The organism is Halomonas sp. BC2 (assembly GCF_002078115.1).
Taxonomy (GTDB): Bacteria; Pseudomonadota; Gammaproteobacteria; order Pseudomonadales; family Halomonadaceae; genus Vreelandella; species Vreelandella stevensii.
Genome location: NZ_LFGT01000023.1, coordinates 116,407 through 132,665 on the forward strand (window position 1 = coordinate 116,407; position 16,259 = coordinate 132,665).

General features: G+C 61.9%; 16 protein-coding genes and 1 pseudogene. 7 read left to right on the plus strand and 10 right to left on the minus strand.

What is annotated here, in order from left to right:
- Positions 1-66: 66 nt before the first annotated feature.
- Positions 67-279 carry a DUF1127 domain-containing protein gene (locus B7L71_RS14225; RefSeq protein ID WP_081138753.1) on the plus strand — a complete coding sequence of 71 codons (213 nt, stop codon included), beginning with the start codon at positions 67-69 and terminating at the stop codon, positions 277-279.
- On the plus strand, positions 266-1,141 hold the full coding sequence (locus tag B7L71_RS14230) for a PhzF family phenazine biosynthesis protein (protein ID WP_081138754.1): 876 nt from the start codon (positions 266-268) through the stop codon (positions 1,139-1,141). The genes B7L71_RS14225 and B7L71_RS14230 overlap by 14 nt, the downstream gene beginning before the upstream one ends.
- Before the next feature lie 152 nt (positions 1,142-1,293).
- Here B7L71_RS14230 and B7L71_RS14235 read toward each other — a convergent pair whose 3' ends face one another.
- From B7L71_RS14235 to B7L71_RS14245, 3 genes are all read right to left on the minus strand, one after another.
- Positions 1,294-1,914: a TetR/AcrR family transcriptional regulator gene (locus tag B7L71_RS14235; RefSeq protein WP_016915179.1), complete on the minus strand. Its 621-nt coding sequence runs from the start codon at positions 1,912-1,914 to the stop codon at positions 1,294-1,296.
- A 254-nt stretch (positions 1,915-2,168) separates the two neighbouring features.
- The gene (locus B7L71_RS14240) at positions 2,169-3,665 is read right to left on the minus strand and encodes a CoA-acylating methylmalonate-semialdehyde dehydrogenase (protein ID WP_081138756.1); all 1,497 of its coding nucleotides are present in this window, start codon (positions 3,663-3,665) and stop codon (positions 2,169-2,171) included.
- A gap of 30 nt (positions 3,666-3,695) precedes the next feature.
- On the minus strand, positions 3,696-5,069 hold the full coding sequence (locus B7L71_RS14245) for an aspartate aminotransferase family protein (protein ID WP_081138757.1): 1,374 nt from the start codon (positions 5,067-5,069) through the stop codon (positions 3,696-3,698).
- A gap of 323 nt (positions 5,070-5,392) precedes the next feature.
- Here B7L71_RS14245 and B7L71_RS14250 point away from each other — a divergent pair, with 323 nt between their 5' ends.
- From B7L71_RS14250 to B7L71_RS14270, 5 genes are read left to right on the plus strand one after another with little or no spacing between them, the layout of a single operon-like run.
- Positions 5,393-5,635, plus strand: a complete 243-nt coding sequence (locus tag B7L71_RS14250; RefSeq protein WP_039175114.1) for a hypothetical protein — start codon at positions 5,393-5,395, stop codon at positions 5,633-5,635.
- Between the two features lie 15 nt (positions 5,636-5,650).
- Positions 5,651-7,174: a sodium:solute symporter family protein gene (locus B7L71_RS14255; RefSeq protein ID WP_081138759.1), complete on the plus strand. Its 1,524-nt coding sequence runs from the start codon at positions 5,651-5,653 to the stop codon at positions 7,172-7,174.
- Between the two features lie 11 nt (positions 7,175-7,185).
- Positions 7,186-8,013 carry a FadR/GntR family transcriptional regulator gene (locus B7L71_RS14260; protein WP_081138760.1) on the plus strand — a complete coding sequence of 276 codons (828 nt, stop codon included), beginning with the start codon at positions 7,186-7,188 and terminating at the stop codon, positions 8,011-8,013.
- Positions 8,014-8,032: 19 nt separating this feature from the next.
- Positions 8,033-9,304, plus strand: a complete 1,272-nt coding sequence (locus B7L71_RS14265; RefSeq protein WP_081138762.1) for a Zn-dependent hydrolase — start codon at positions 8,033-8,035, stop codon at positions 9,302-9,304.
- Position 9,305: 1 nt separating this feature from the next.
- Positions 9,306-10,721, plus strand: coding sequence for an amidase (locus tag B7L71_RS14270; protein ID WP_081138763.1), 1,416 nt, complete (start codon positions 9,306-9,308; stop codon positions 10,719-10,721).
- A gap of 8 nt (positions 10,722-10,729) precedes the next feature.
- On the opposite strand, the gene B7L71_RS14275 is transcribed toward B7L71_RS14270, so the two are convergent.
- The 7 genes and pseudogenes from B7L71_RS14275 to B7L71_RS14305 all read right to left on the minus strand — a co-directional run.
- Positions 10,730-12,124: an AMP-binding protein gene (locus tag B7L71_RS14275; RefSeq protein WP_081138765.1), complete on the minus strand. Its 1,395-nt coding sequence runs from the start codon at positions 12,122-12,124 to the stop codon at positions 10,730-10,732.
- A 160-nt stretch (positions 12,125-12,284) separates the two neighbouring features.
- The gene (gene menC, locus B7L71_RS14280; protein WP_249273271.1) at positions 12,285-13,091 is read right to left on the minus strand and encodes an o-succinylbenzoate synthase; all 807 of its coding nucleotides are present in this window, start codon (positions 13,089-13,091) and stop codon (positions 12,285-12,287) included.
- Positions 13,091-13,951, minus strand: a complete 861-nt coding sequence (gene menB / locus B7L71_RS14285) for a 1,4-dihydroxy-2-naphthoyl-CoA synthase (protein WP_081138766.1) — start codon at positions 13,949-13,951, stop codon at positions 13,091-13,093. Before menB ends, menC begins: the two co-directional genes overlap by 1 nt.
- Positions 13,952-14,015: 64 nt before the next feature.
- The gene (gene frdD / locus B7L71_RS14290; protein WP_081138768.1) at positions 14,016-14,411 is read right to left on the minus strand and encodes a fumarate reductase subunit FrdD; all 396 of its coding nucleotides are present in this window, start codon (positions 14,409-14,411) and stop codon (positions 14,016-14,018) included.
- Positions 14,408-14,809, minus strand: coding sequence for a fumarate reductase subunit C (locus B7L71_RS14295; protein WP_081138769.1), 402 nt, complete (start codon positions 14,807-14,809; stop codon positions 14,408-14,410). The genes frdD and B7L71_RS14295 overlap by 4 nt, the downstream gene beginning before the upstream one ends.
- 231 nt (positions 14,810-15,040) lie before the next feature.
- Entirely contained in the window at positions 15,041-15,775 is a 735-nt protein-coding gene (locus B7L71_RS14300; protein WP_081138771.1) for a succinate dehydrogenase/fumarate reductase iron-sulfur subunit, read from the minus strand.
- A pseudogene (locus B7L71_RS14305) lies at positions 15,772-16,259 on the minus strand (succinate dehydrogenase/fumarate reductase flavoprotein subunit); the annotation flags it as partial. The gene B7L71_RS14300 and the pseudogene B7L71_RS14305, both read right to left, overlap by 4 nt.

A 16,259-nucleotide genomic window follows, 5' to 3' on the forward strand; every position in this document is an offset into this window, starting at 1 on the left:
TATCAAAGAAACGGCGCCGAATAATCTAGTCCTGCAGCCCACCGTCATGCCCCTGGAGGATTCGCCATGCCACGCTTCAGTCTTGCCCAGCTCCGCTGTCAGCTACGTCTCCAACTGCATCAGTACCGCCACTACCGCCGTAGCCGCCGCCAGCTACTGGCCCTGGATGACCGGCTACTCGAGGATATTGGTATCACCCGCGCCCAGGCAGCCCAAGAAGGCCATAAAGCGTTCTGGAAACATACGCCCCTTGAGGAGACTCCCCATGAAAAGTGCTGACTACTACCTGCTGGACGTCTTTACCGAGCAGCCATTTACCGGCAACCCGCTCGCGGTTTTTCTGGCGTCCGATGAATTGGACACCTCCACCATGCAGGCCTTGGCCAATGAACTGAATCTGGCAGAAACGGTTTTTTTGAGTGCCGCCACGCAACCGAACCACTATCCAATGCGGATTTTCACGCCGACGAGAGAACTCCCGTTTGCAGGCCACCCGACGGTGGGTACCGCACACTTGCTGGCAGCATTGGAAATCGCCAACCCCGCGCATCCCCTGGTGCTTCACCCGCCCATTGGTGCGCTGACAGTTCGCTACGAAAAGGGCCAGGCCATGTTCAAGACATCGCAACCAGCCCTACTGGCCGCCAGTACGATCGATCGGTTGACGGCCGTTGAGCTGCTGGGGCTCGATATCCATCAGGTAATAGGCGACCCCGTCATGGCCTCCTTGGGACTGCCCTTTCATTTGATCGAGCTGGCCGATGTGAAGGCGCTGGAGAGCGTCCATATTGCATCGGCGCTTTGGGCCAGTGCCGTGATGACCAGCGAGGCCCCCCAGGTTTATCTTTACGTCATCGAACGACACGAGGCCACCCGCACGGTGATTCGTAGCCGCATGTTCTGCATGCATGCCAGCCTTTGCGAAGACCCCGCAACCGGCAGTGCCGCCGCCGCCCTGACCCACTATCTGGCATCGCTCACCAGCGACGCACTGCATTGCACGATGCATCAGGGCGTTGAAATGGGCCGTCCCAGCATCATCGAAACGGCTGCGAATGGCCATCTCGAAGCTGGGCATGTGCAAGTGGGAGGGCACGCCGTTCTGGTGGGCAAGGGAACCATGACGCTCAATGCCCATTAGGGGGCGGTTTGTCGGCAGGTTGAGCCAGCAGCTCATTGCCCTATACGCTTCAACGACGCTGTCGCAGGCAACCGAGCAAACCATCACTACGTGAGCACTACAAACAATGTTGGGATCACGGAACATCACACCCGAACATCGTGACGCACTCCTCAAGCCGTCAACCCAATCCCTCTCAAAATCACCGAGGTCACCGACTGCACGGCTTTTTCGAACTGCAGGTCGTCCAGCGGTTTGTCGTCGTTGAGCAGGTAAATCTGGTAGTCGAAATCGGCGTAGTGCTGGGTAGAGGCCCAGATCATGTAGAGCAGGTACGAAGGCTCGACAGGGTTGATTTGGCCGGAGTCGATCCACTCGCGGATTTTCGACTCTTTCAACTTGGCCCATTCATAGAGGTTGTCGCGCAGCCGCTCCTTGAGAATCGGGGCGCCCTGCATCACTTCGGCCGCCCAGATCTTGGAGCCGTGGGCGCGGTAGCGGGAGTGGTTCATCTTGGCGCGAATGTAGGTGGAGAGTACCACCCGTGGGTCGTCGTACAGCTCGAAGCAGAGCGCGTCCTGCTTCCACACCTCCAGCAGCGCCAGCAGCACCTCCTGGTAGAGCGCCTTCTTGGTCGAGAAATAGTAGTGCACGTTGGACTTTGGTAGATCGGCCAACTGGGCAATGTCGCCCATGGAGGCACCGGCGTAGCCTTTTTCGGCAAACAGCTGCTCCGCCGCTTGCAGGATTTTCTTGACGTTGGTTTGCCGTATTTCGTCCTGTGTTCTCGCCACGCTGGTATCCCTTTGCAACCGTCCGCTCAGAGAGTGTTTACAAACTACTGCGCTAGGCCATGCGGCGTTGAAACCAACCTCAAAATGCTCATTTACACCTCGTAAACTGCGCTTTTTCGGCTGATTTCGCCTTGCCTGGCCGTCCCTCGTGACATTTGTAAACACCCTCTCACAATACGCACCAAAAACTGCACCACCGCCCCACGAGGAGGCAGGCGGTGGTGCAGAGAAGATGGCGTAGTTAGCGCATCGCGTCAACGCTGGTTGGTGGGAAACGAGAACTCCGCCCGGGTGGCTTCGCTGACGGAGGGCCAGCGTTGGGAAACCGCTTTGCGGCGGGTGTAGAAGCGCACCGAGTCTGGGCCGTAGGCGTGGAGGTCGCCAAACAGCGAGCGCTTCCAGCCGCCAAAGCTGTGGTAGGCCACCGGCACGGGCAGCGGTACGTTCACCCCCACCATGCCCACTTCGATACCGTCGGTGAAGCGGCGGGCGGCTTCGCCATCGCGAGTGAACAGGCAGGTGCCGTTGCCGTATTCGTGGTCGTTGATCAGCTGCATGGCGTCGTCCAGGCTGCCGACCCGCACCACACAGAGTACCGGCCCGAAGATCTCTTCCTGATAAATGCGCATCTCCGCAGTGACGTGATCGAACAGGCAGCCACCAACGAAATAGCCCTCTTCATGGCCAGCCACGCTCAGGCCGCGCCCATCCGCCACGAGCGAAGCGCCAGCGTTAACGCCGTCTTCGATAAACCCAAGCACTTTATCGCGATGTTCAGCGGTGACCAGCGGGCCCATGTCCAGGCCTTTATCGGTACCGGGGCCCACCTTCAACTGGGCGATCTTGGGCAGCATGGTTCCGACCAGACGGTCGGCGGTTTCATCACCGACGCACACCGCCACCGAGATCGCCATGCAGCGCTCGCCGCAGCTGCCGTAGGCGGCGCCCATCAGCGTGTTGGCGGCGTTTTCCAGGTCGGCATCCGGCAGAATCACCGCGTGGTTTTTCGCGCCACCAAGCGCCTGAACGCGCTTGCCTGCGGCCGAGCCACGGGAGTAGATCGCCTCTGCCACGGGGGTAGAACCCACGAACGAAATGGCTTTCACGGCCTTGGCATCCAGCAGGGTTTCTACCGCTTCGCGACCGCCATGCACCACGTTCATCACGCCTTTTGGCAGTCCGGCCTCTTGCAACAGCTCGGCCACGGCCATGGCGGCCGACGGGTCTTTTTCGGAGGGCTTGAGGATAAAGGTATTACCGCAGGCAATCGCCATGGGGTACATCCACAGCGGCACCATGGCGGGGAAGTTGAACGGCGTAATGCCCGCCACCACGCCCAGCGGCTGGAAGTTGGACCAGGCATCGATACCCGGCCCCACGTTGTGGGAGTACTCGCCTTTCAGCAGCTCCGGCACGCCACAGGCGTATTCGACGTTTTCAATGCCACGCTTGAGCTCGCCCATGGCATCTTCCACCGTCTTGCCATGCTCTTCGCTGACCAGCTGTACCAGGCGGTCGGCGTGCTCTTCCAGCAGCTGCTTGAAGCGGTACATGACCTGGGCACGCTTGGCGGGCGGCGTATCACGCCAGGCAGGAAACGCCGCCTGAGCCGCAGCAATGGCTCGCTCCACATCCGCTGCGCTGGCATCCGCCACTTGGCGAATCACCTCGCCCGTGGAAGGGTTGGTCACGTCCAGCGTACGCTGGCTTTCCACCAGCTCACCATTAATCAGGTGGGAAACAACACTCATCATGAAACTCCGAAACAGGGTGGGCCAGGGTTATGCCAGGGAATCCAGGGTACTGGCGACGGCATCGAACAAACGCTCAAGCTCAGCTTCCGTGGTGCCAAAGGGAGGGCCGAACTGCAGGGTGTCACCGCCGTAGCGCACGTAAAAACCGGCTTCCCACAACGCCATATGGGCATCGCGGGGGCGAATCGTCGGGTCGCCGTTACGCGGCGCAAGCTGCAGGGCACCGGCCAGGCCGTAGTTGCGAATATCGACGATATGGTGACGGCCTTTCAGGGCGTGCAGCTTCTGCTCGAACACCGGGGCAATCGCACTGACCTGAGCGGGGAAGTCCTCACGCTCGAACAGTTCCAGCGCCGCCAGGCCAGCGGCACATGCCACGGGGTGAGCGCTGTAGGTGTAACCATGGGGAAACTCGATGGCATGCTGCGGGCCACCGGCGTGCATGAAGGTGTCGAAAATCTCCCGGGAGGCGATCACGGCCCCCATGGGCACCGCCCCATTGGTGATCTGCTTGGCCACGTTCATGATATCCGGCGTGACGCCAAACGCTTCGGCACCGGTGGTGGCGCCGCTGCGGCCAAAGGCGGTAATGACTTCATCGAAAATCAGCAGAATATCGTGGGCGGTGCAGATTTCCCGCAGCCGGTTCAAGTAGCCCTTGGGCGGCACGATCACCCCCGCCGAGCCCGACATGGGCTCCACGATCACGGCGGCAATGGTCGACGCATCGTGCAAGGCAATTTGATCCAGCAGCGCATCGGCCAGCTCAGCACCGGTTTCCGCCTGGCCACGGGTGTAGGCATGGCCCGCTTGCAGCGTATGGGGCAGGTGCGTCACGTCCATCAACTGGCCGTAGTGCTTACGGTTACCGCCAATGCCCCCCAGGCTGGTGCCGCCGATATTCACCCCGTGGTAGCCCTTGGCGCGGCCAATCATGCGGGTTTTTTCCGGCTTGCCCTTCAACCGCCAATACGCCTTGGCCATCTTGACCGAGGTGTCGGCGGCTTCTGAGCCGGAGTTGGTGAAAAACACGTGATCCAGACCAGCAGGCGTGAGGCTGGCGACCTTCTCTGCCAGCTTGAACGCCAGCGGATGGCCTATCTGAAAACCGGGGGCAAAATCCAGCGTGCCCAACTGCGCCGCTACTGCTTTTTGAATCTCTTCACGGTTATGGCCCGCCCCGCAGGTCCACAGGCCAGAGAGCGAATCGAACAGCTTGCGCCCCTGGTCATCGATGTAATAACGCCCTTCGGCGCCCGCAATCATGCGCGGGTTGGCACGGAAGTCCCGGTTGGCACTAAAGGGCATCCAATAGTGCTGATTCAGCGGCGCAGACGCCCCCCCATCACGGGATGCGTGCTCGACGGTCTGCGTGGCGGATGGTCGTTGTACGTCCAACATGGTGTTCGTCTCCTCATGTCCGGCTGCCTGGCAATATGGCATGCAGCCAGCATGCGCCACTCGACACGTATGTAAAATTACGCTTTTCTTTTGTTCACGTTAGGGAATAGATACGTAATAGCGCGCCCTGAGGACTTGCCAGCGCTTGACGAAGACGCAAAATCGGCCTAACCATTATATTTATACGAATAAATACAATAAAAAATTGGAACACGCCCAAACGTTACTCCGCGCCTGAAACTCGGCCTACAAAGACGGCTGCTAGCGCGTCAACGTTTGAAACAAAGCTCATGAATTCAATATAAACAAAGGGCTAAATCGCTATGAAACACGTAACTCCGCTCAAGCTATCGCTTTATGGCGGTATGATTTTCAGCTTCTTCATGCTGGAAAGCCCCGTCATCATGCTGGCTAATCGCATAGAGCCCATGGTGCTGGGACTCCCCTTTCTACTGGTCTGGAACCTTTTCTGGTGGTTTGCGTTGACGTCGCTATTTCTGGTGGCTTACTTCACCAACTGGGGTAGCCCTGAACCGTCGTCTGTTCACGCCACTCAGCAGCGGTAAGAAAAGGGGGTCACCATGACCGGCAGCTTAATCATCATTGCAGCCTTTATGATCATCCCACTCATGGTGGGCGTGTTATCGGCTCGACAGTCGCAGGAAACCAGCGAGGACTTCTTTGTACAGGGTCGCGCCATGGGCAGCATCGCGGTATTTTTTACCGTGGCCGCCACCTGGTGGAGCGCGTTCGCGTTCCTTGGCTCCAATGCCACGTTTTATACCAACGGGCCCGTATTTCTTACTGCGTTAGCCTGGAACCTGCTGTTTGGCTTCATGTACTACTGGATTGGCAAACGAGTCTGGTTTTTAGGCAAACGATTCAACTATTTAACGCCTTCAGACTTGATCGGTGATTTTTATAACAGCGAAGCGCTGCGTATTACCGTGGCGGCGATTACGCTGATTTTCACCGTGCCTTATTTGCAGATCCAGCTAACCGGCGGCGCCTATTTAATCGAAGTCGCCTCCGGCGGGCTGATTCCTTTCTGGCTAGCGGCCCTGCTTTTCTACTTCATCATCATTATCTACGTGTGGATTGGCGGCATTCGCGCCATTGCCTGGACAGACGTGATCTATGGCGCGCTGCTGTTCTTCGGCATGCTCTACGCAGGCTATTACATCTCGACCCAGGTGGGTGGCCCAACGGCGCTGTTCGGCCAGCTTCAACAAAGCTCCCCCGAGCATCTCACCATGCCAGGGCCGAACGGCACGATGGGCTACCCCATGTGGTTCTCACTGTTTGCCATTACCGCTATCGGGGCCTTCATGGGCCCACAAATCTGGCTGCGCATGTACTCGGTCAAACACGGCAAGCTGTTCAACTTGATGCCGTTTTTGCTGGGTCTGGCGGCCTTTGCCTATGTCGGCTCGGTTCTCTCCGGCTATTCGGGCGTACTGCTAGAGCCCAACATCGCCAATCCTGACCAGATTCTGCCCATCATGCTCATGGAGTATGCGCCTTACCTGCTCGCGTCGCTGATCATGGCGGCGGGCGCTTCGGCAGCCATGTCCACGGCCAACTCGCAGATTCACGCGGTGTCCACCGTGGTGACGATGGATATCTACAAACGCTACGTGAACCGTGATGCCACCCAGGCACGCATCGTCTACATCGGCCGTCTTTCGCTGGTGGGCTTCTCATTGGCCGCTTACATCATGGCGCTGACCGTGCCGGGCGTACTGGTCACCATTGGCATTGCAGCACTGGCGGGCACGGCCCAGTTGATCATTCCCACCATCGGTGCCATCACCTGGAAAAAGGCCCATCCCACGGCCGCACTGGTGGGCTTGTGGGCGGGGGTGGCGTGTGTCCTGCTCATGACCTTTGGCCCGCTAAGTGCCCCCTTTGGCTACCACGCCGGGGTCTGGGGCTTGCTGCTGAATGCAGCGCTGTTCGTGGCACTCAGCCACGTGCTGAACCGCCGCGATACCGCCGTCGTGGAACGCTTTACCCAGGCACGCCATGACTACGATGCCGAGTATCACCCAGAGCGCTTGCCCGCCTACCCCCAGGCAGTGTCCACCAGCGCTTACCGCAAATAAGGAGTGGGTCGATGACTCAAGCCCCTGCTGCCGCGCCGCGCAGAGCCAAGCTTGCCGAGCTGATCAGTGACGACATCAAGCGCTGGATAGCCGCAGAGTCGCTGGGGGAAGGCGACCGGCTACCCAACGAAAAAGCGCTGATGGAGCTTTACGGAAGCGCCAAGGGCACCGTGCGCGAAGCGCTCAAGATTCTCGAAGTCGAGGGGCTCATCACGTTGAAGACCGGGCCCAAAGGGGGCGCGGTCATCAATCAGCCGAGCATGGAGCCCGCCAGCCGCATGCTGCGTAACTTCCTGCACTTCCAGCAGTTGGATGGCAAGCAGGTGTACCAGCTACGCAAACTGCTGGAAGTCGAGCTGGCCGCTTCGGTCGTGGGACGGCTCACCGAGCATGACTTCCAGCAGCTGGAAGCCAATATGGCGGCCTGCGCCTGCTGCGCCAGTGATGAAGACGACCACCGGCACCAGCGCTTTCTGGAGCTGGAGTTTCATCAACTGCTGGCACGTGTCTGTCCTAACCCTTTGCTCGCCTTCATGTGCCAGTTTCTGAACGACATGCTGCGCGATCTCGTGGTGATCAAAAAAGCCTACGTGCCCGAACGCAAGCAGTTCGATCACGCCAACCAGGATTACCACCGCCAACTGGTGGACGCCTACCGCGCGGAAGATACTCCGCGTGTGCGACGCATCATGGCCGAGCACATGGCCGATGCCGAGCACCACATGAGCGCACTGGAAACGGAAATGGCCGCCCAGATGCTGGTCAGCACCACACTACCGAATAACTCGCACCATCGATCCAAGCTGCACGATCTGCCAACGGAATATACCGCCGTTTGATTCGGCGAGGAGACATGAGATGAACACCTACGTTACCCCCAGCCACCGCACAGATTTACAGACCGACAGCGACCGCCTTTGGGCGTCGCTCATGGAGATGGCCAAACTAGGGGCCACGCCCAAGGGCGGCGTGAACCGTCAGGCGTTGACCGACCTGGAGCGCCAGGGCCGCGACCTGTTCATTCAGTGGTGCCGTGCCGAGGGCTGCACGATCCGCATTGATAATATCGGCAATATCTTTGCCCGCCGGGAAGGCAGCGACCCCAGTGCCAAAACAGTCATGGCGGGCAGCCATCTGGATACCCAACCCACCGGCGGCAAATACGACGGCTGCTTCGGTGTCATGTCGGGTCTTGAAGTCATTCGTACGCTCAACCAGCACAACATCACCACGCGCTCGTCCATCGAAGTGGTCGCCTGGACGAACGAAGAGGGCTGCCGCTTTCCTCCCTGCATGATGGGCTCTGGCGTCTTTACCGGCGAACTGGCGTTCGATGCCATGATGGCGCGCACCGACGCCGAAGGCATCACGGTGAGTGACGCGCTGGATGCCATTCACTATCGCGGCCAGGATGAGGTGGCGCCGGACGAGATCAAGGCGTATTTCGAGCCTCACATCGAACAAGGCCCCATTCTCGAAGATACCGAGACCACCATTGGCGTGGTCATCGGCGGGCTTGGGCAGAAGTGGTTCGACTTGACCCTGACCGGGCTCGAAGCCCATGCAGGCCCCACGCCCATGAACCTGCGCCGGGATGCCATGATGGGCGCGGCAGAAGTCACCCAGGCACTCAACCGGATTGCCCATGAGCATCAACCGCACGGGCGCGGCACGGTGGGGTGCATGACGCTTCACCCGGGCTCACGCAACGTGATTCCCGGCCAGGTCAAGATGACCCTGGACATGCGCCACTGGGAACCCGAGGCCCTCATTGCCATGGGGCAAGCCGTGGCCAGCGCCGTGGAAGAGATCTGCCAACGTCACGGGCTGGAGTACGAACTGACCCCGACGGCCGATTTTGCCCCTGAGCATTTCGATCAGGCATGCGTGAATAGCGTGCGCCAGGCCGCTGAAAAGCTGCAGCTATCGCACATGGATATCATCAGCGGCGCAGGCCACGACGCGATGTTCATTGGCCGTGTTGCCCCCGCCGCGATGATCTTCATTCCCTGCAAGGATGGCATCAGCCATAACGAGATCGAAAGCGCCACACCCGAACACGTCCACGCAGGCTGTAACGTGCTGCTGCACGCCATGCTGGAAGCGGCAGGTATCGAGGATGGCGAATAGCATGGCAGACACCTTAGCAACCCTGACGGCCGTGGACGCTCTGGCGCGCTTCAGAGAGGGATCGCTCTTGCCGGAGACGCTGGTGGAGGACTGCCTGGCGCGCATCGAACGAGATAACCCCGGGGTCAATGCCTTCACCTGTGTCAACGGAGAACAGGCCCGCCAATTAGCCGCCGAGTCCACTCGGCGCTGGCAGGCCGGGGCGCCCTGCGGGCCGTTGGACGGGATTCCAGTGACCATCAAGGACCTGACCTTGACCAAAGGGCTGCCGACTCGGCTGGGGTCGACGACCACGGCACCGGATGGCCCCTGGGAGGTAGACGCGCCCATCAGCCGCCACCTGCGCAACGCCGGGGCCATCGTGATCGGCAAAACCACCTCGCCCGAGTTTGGCTGGAAAGGCGTCACCGACAACCCGCTGCACGGTATTACCCGCAACCCATGGAACACTGATCTCACACCCGGCGGGTCATCCGGCGGTGCGGGGGCTGCGGCGGCGCTGAACCTGGGCCTGCTTCATCAGGGCAGCGACGCAGGCGGCTCCATTCGTATTCCCTGCAGCTTTACCGGCACCTTTGGCATCAAGCCCACCTTTGGCTGGGTCCCCCAGTGGCCCGCCAGCGCCATGAGCACCCTGTCGCACCTGGGCCCCATGACGCGCACGGCAAAGGATAGCGCCCTGATGCTGAGCGTGATGGCCCAGCCGGATGCTCGGGATGGTTACGCTGGCAACCCCACCGGGCCTGACTGGCTTACGCCCCCTCCGGCCAGCCTGCAGGGTTGGCGCATCGCCTTTAGCGCTAATCTCGGCTACGTTGACGTCGCGCCGGATATCGCCCAGCGCGTTGAAGAAGCCGTCGGTTACCTGGAAGCATTGGGCGCCACCGTTGACCGCATCGACCCTGGCTTTAGCGATCCGCTCAGGACGTTCAACACACTATGGTTTGCAGGCGCCACCCAGGCCGTCGAAAAGCTCGATACCCGGCAGCAAGCCGCGCTCGATCCTGGCTTTCTGGAGATTGCACGACGCGGGCAGGACGTCTCACTTTCCGCTTACCTTGCCGCCCGCCGTGAGCGCAGCGAATTGACCGCCCACATGGCCGCCTTTCATGAGCAGTACGACCTGCTGGTCACGCCCACCATGCCCATCGCGCCTTTCGCAGCAGGCCATAACGTGCCGCCGAGCGGGCGCTACCGCGACTGGATGGACTGGACGCCGTTTAGCTACCCGTTCAACCTGACCCAGCAACCCGCCGCTTCCCTTCCCTGCGGGCTGGATCAGCAAGGGCTGCCGGTGGGCCTGCATTTGGTGGCCGGAAAATACCAGGACCTCAAGGTGCTGCACGCTGCACAGTTGCTTGAGCGCTATTTGCCGCCATTAAAGCCACCTGAATACGCGCCCCCAGAACAGGCCTGACACAGAGGCTAAACGTCAGCCAACTGCCTGCGTGCCAACTCGGCGAACTGTTTGCGCGAGGGTTTGAGCGCCACCTGCGGTGGCCAGGGTAGCCAGGCATCGGGGACCATGAAGCCCGGCAGCGCCTCGCGCACCCAGGCGGCCAGGGCCTTGGGGCAGAGCGCATCGGTTTGCGGTTCGATGAAGGCCACCGGGCGCTCGCCCCACTCCGGATGGGGCACGGCCACCACCAGCGCCTGGGCCACGCCCGGGTAGTCGACCAGCCGCTGCTCGATGCTCTCTGGCTGTATGTTTTCACCGCCGGAAATGAACACGTTGTCGAGCCGCCCTTCGACGACGAGCGCCTGCTGGTCGTCGAAGTAGCCCCGGTCACGGGTGGCGAACCAGCCCTCGTCGTTGACGGCGGGGTCCAGCGCGCCATCGGCCAGATAGCCGCTGAACAGCGTGTCGCCCTTGACCTGAATTTCGCCATCCACCACCCGCACCTGACGCCCCGGCAAGGGCTGCCCTACCACGCCAGGGGCAGAGGGCAAGCCGGTACACACCTGGCTGGCCATTTCCGACAGCCCATAGCTGACCTTGGGCGTCAGCCCCAGGCGCTGCAAGCGTTCGACCAGCGGCGCGGGAATGGCCGCGCCCCCCAACAGCAGCTCGCGGAGCTGGATGTGTCGAGGGTCGAAGCCTTCCCTCAATAGCCGCCAAAGCTGCGTCGGCACCAATGAGAGGTGGGTGATAGGCTGCTGCATCAGGCGCTCGGCCAGCGGGCGAGTCGCATCGTCCAGCACCAGCCGCCCCCCGGCCAGAAAGACCCGAAACGCAATGGCATAGCCTCCCACATGAAACAGCGGCAGCGAAAGCAGCCAGCCGCTATCCGGGTCCACAGGAATCAGCGACGCCGAACCCCGCGCCGAGGCCAGATGATTGCCCACCCGGTGCAGCACCGCCTTGGGCGGGCCGCTGGAGCCGGAGGTGAGGATGGTGTTGCTGCGCTGGCTCGCGTACAAGACCGGTGGCTCGCTAGGGTCGGCCTCCGCGCGGTAGTCGAGGGAGATCGGCGGCAGCTCGGAAGAGTAGGCAAAGTCGCTCTCCGGCTGGCACACCCGGGTGACCTGCATCCGCCGCGCCAGCGCCTGCTGCTGAGCCACGGGGAGCGCCGGATTCAGCGGGCAGAACACCACCCCTGCCCGCAGGCAGGCCCAGGCCAGCAGCACGCCCTGCAACGACCCTCGGGTGGGTACCAAAAGGGGCATGTCCGGCATCAGGCCCTGCCTGGCCAACTGCTGGGCCAGGGATGCCACGCGCCGGTTCAACGTGCGATAGCTCAGGCGCACCGCGCCCGCCTCCACCGCGATATGCTCCGGCGTTTGCTGGGCCCAGTAGTGAATGGGGCATGTCTCGGTCACAGGGAAAGCTCCTTGCGGTCGTCGCCAGCGGCGGCGTGGTAGAGGCAGTGCAGCCGCGCGTGCCGCAACTTACCGGCTGGCGAGAGAAGTGATTCGCTGAACGCCTGGGCGGTATCCAGCCCCGCAGGCTCCTCGGGAGCCCACTGCCGGGCCAGGCAGCTCAACTGCCCCAACCCCACTGAGATTCGAAACTGGATGAGATCACCACCCGCAAGCGGTGGGCCCTGGCGCGCTGAACCAACGCCTGGCAAGCTGCGAACCCGCCCATCAGCGTCGGCTTGATGACCAGCGCGGCCAGCCGGGGGTGCGGCGCCCAGGCAGTGCCGCGCTGCAGGGTTTCATCCAGGGCGATGTCGATGCCCGTGGCGTCCGCCACCGCGATGCTGTCGGCCAGCGTAGCACAGGGCTCCTCCAGGTAATCGATTTGGGCAGGCGAGAGCTGCTGGCAAAAGCGCAGTGCCTGCTCGCGCTGCCAGCCACCGTTGGCATCGAGGATCAGTCGCGTGTTGGGTAGCCACTTGGCAAGGCTTGCGATCAAGGCCAGCTCCGCATCGCTCGGGTAGCGGGCCACCTTCAGCTTGATGCGTTCTGGTGGAGCAGCCTGCCATTGGGCCGCGCGCTCCGGCAGTGCACTCATCAGCGCTTGCGGGGTGCCCTGCAGCAATGGGTAAGGCGGCAGAGAAGCAGGCAGGGAAGCGGGCCAGCGGTGCCGGGCGCAGTCGAAACCAAACTGTACTGAAGGTAACGTTGGTTTGGCTTTCTCACCGCGCTCTATAGCCGCCAGGCAGGCCAGGCTCTCGGCGGCGGCGTCAGCGAGGGTTTCTGTGGAGAAGCCAGGCAAAGGGGCTATCTCGCCCCACTGGCCGTTGATCGTGACTAACAGCCCTTCTCTGCTCGCCAACCGCTGGCCTTTGAACATCAGCGGCTGGCGAAACGGTAGCGAGTAGCGGTAAAGCGCCAGCGCCATCAGGGGTTGCGTGGGTAGCGCGAGAAGTCCGGGCGGCGCTTTTCATTGAAGGCGTTGCGCCCTTCCTGCCCCTCGTCGGTCATGTAGAAGAGCATGGTGGCATTGCCCGCCAGCTCCTGCAGTCCGGCCTGGCCGTCGCAATCGGCGTTCAGCGCCGCTTTCAAGCAGCGCAGCGCCATGGGGCTATGCTGCAGCATTTCACGGCACCAGCGCACGCTCTCTCGCTCCAGCTCGGCCACCGGCACCACGTGGTTCACCAGCCCCATCTCCAACGCCTGGGCGGCGCTGTACTGTCGGCACAGGAACCATATTTCACGGGCTTTTTTCTGGCCGACGATTCTCGCCATGTAGGAAGCCCCGTAGCCCCCGTCAAACGACCCCACCTTGGGGCCCGTTTGCCCGAAAACGGCGTTGTCGGCGGCGATGGTCAGGTCACACATCATGTGCAGCACGTGGCCACCGCCAATGGCGTAGCCCGCCACCATGGCGATGATCGGCTTAGGGCAGGTGCGAATGTCACGCTGGAAATCCAGCACGTTGAGGTGATGAGTGCCCGCCTCGTCGCGGTAGCCGCCATAGTCGCCGCGAATGCGCTGGTCGCCCCCGGAGCAGAAGGCCTGTTCGCCCGCCCCGGTCAGCAGAATCGCGCCAATGGCGCTGTCGTGGCGCGCGCGGCCCAGGGCATGGATCATCTCGCTCACCGTTTGCGGGCGAAACGCATTGCGCACCTCAGGGCGGTTGATGGTGATCCGGGCAATGCCCTCCTCAGCGGTGTGATAGAGGATGTCCTGGTACTCCTGCGAGGCGTCCTGCCACTTGATGGGGGCATACAGCGCCTGTTCCGTGAGTCCTTCGATCATGCTGACCTCGTGCTTTATCAGGGGTGTGCGTTCTTTTTGATGCGGCCGTGTTCGCGGGCGGGCCTCAGCGCAGCCAGCCCACGACCACCAGAGCCAGCGCCAACAGGCTCAGCAGGGCCGCCAGGCCGTACATCAGCCATTTGTTGCGGGTGTCCTGGCCCAGGCTCAGGTCGAATAGGCCATGGCGCAGCCGGTGGGCGGCATGAAACAGCGGCAAGCACACGGCGGCGCCAATGAACAGCACGCCGGGCAGGCTGAACAGCAGGCGGGAGGCCCGCTCGTGGCCAAGCGCCTCGGCGGGCAGCAGGCCCAGCGGCAGCAACAACCCGATGAACAGAATCACCGCAGGCAAGACCACGGCAAAACAGACGCCCCCGGCACTGAACAGCCCCCACCACAGGGGTTCGTCATAGGCTTGCCGAGGCTGACCCAGGGATGCTTTTTGATGTGAGGTTTTCATGCGCCGCCCCTCCCCAAGAGCCAGAACAACACGGCCGCCACTGCCACGACCCCCGCCCACTGGCCAGCAACGATGGCACCAGCGGGCACGCTGTGCCCCGCCACGCGCAGCGGCATGACCCGAGGAAACAGCACGAAGAAGGTGGCCGCATGATAGAGGCTGGCCACCAGCGCCAGCGCGTTCAGCAGCAACACCAGCGGCGAGCCCATGAAGGCCACCCAGCCCTGCCAGCTCGCCGGGCCCTGCAACAGCGCGAACACCCCTGCCAACAGGCAGAGAATGAAAAACACCAGCGGCACCACCGTGGCTTCGCGCAGCATATAGCGCTTGAAGAAACCGTGCTTCAGCCACCAGTTGCGCTTCAAGGGCGGCAGCCGTTGTGATGATGATTTTTCCATATCCAATCTCCTACACCTTTTCTAACTGAGCTATCTCAGTTAGTGACGGATATCCGATACCGTTGAGTGGGGCAGGTTGTAGCGAGGGTCTTTCGCCATGGCCGGAAAATGTTCCTGACAATTCCGGCATTTCCGCCATCCATGGCGGTCAGATGGCGAAAGTAGCGCCCATGGATGGGTTCACAGCGCCCTCGCGGAAACCTGCCGCACGGCAACGCGGCTTGGTTACCCCTACCCCTTGAACAGCGCGATCAGCGTATGTTTGGCGGCCTCGACCTTGCCCTGGTTGACCGCAGCGGCCGGGTCGACGTGCTTGGGGCATACCTGCGAGCAGAAGCCCACGAAGGTACAGCTCCAGACCCCATCATGGCGGTTGAGCTGCGCCATGCGTTGGCGTTTGCCCTGATCCCGGCTGTCCAGGTTGTAACGGTGTGCCAGGGTCAGCGCCGCAGGCCCCAGAAACTCCGGGTTCAAACCAAACTGCGGGCACGCCGAATAGCACAGGCCACAGTTGATGCAGTTGGCAAACTGCCGATAGCGCGCCAGCTGTTCAGGCGTTTGCACATGGGGCTGCGCCTGGCCGGGGTCGAAGGTTTGCACCGGGTCCTGTTCGATCAGGTAGGGCTTCACCGCCGCCAGATGCTCCAGGAACAGCGCCATGTCCACGACCAGGTCCCGCTGCACGGGGAAGTGCGCCAGCGGTTCGATACGAATCTCGTCAGGGTAGTCGCGCAGGAAGGTTTTACAGCCCAGCTTGGGAATGCCGTTGACCATGACGCCGCAGGAGCCACAAATCGCCATTCGGCAAGACCAGCGGTAGCTTAGCGTGCTGTCCTGCTGCTCCTTGATATGGTTCAGCGCATCAAGAAGCGAGGTGCTCTCCTCCACTGCAACGTCGTAGGTTTGCCAGTAGGGTTCCGCTGCGCTGTCGGGCAGGTAACGCTTGATGCTGATGTGCTTGTTCATGCCTTGCCTCCCTTGGCCGCATCCCCGTAAACCCGCGCGGCCGGGGCCGAAAAGCGGGTATCCACCGCCTGCCAGCGCAACTCGGCGGGCGCATCACCTTGGTAAAACACCTGGCTATGCTTGAGATAGCCAACATCGTCACGGGCCTGCAGGCCCTCGTCCAGGCGCTGGTGGGCACCCCGGGATTCGCGGCGCTCCAAGGCGGCCAGGCACGACGCCTCGGCGATCTCCAGCCCATAGCCAAACTCCAGACACTCCAGCAGCTCGGTATTGAAGATCTTGCTGGTGTCACTGACCCGCACCTGGGCATAGCGCTGGCGCAGCTGGCGAAGGGTATCCAACGCCTGCTGCATGCCTGCTTCGGTGCGGTAAATGCCGCAGCCGCTCTCCATGGCCTGCACCATGGCGTGCTTGAGCGTCACCCAGGATTCACCGCTGCCCTGGCCATCGCAGAGCGTGGCCAGCCGCGCCTGCTGCCGCTGGG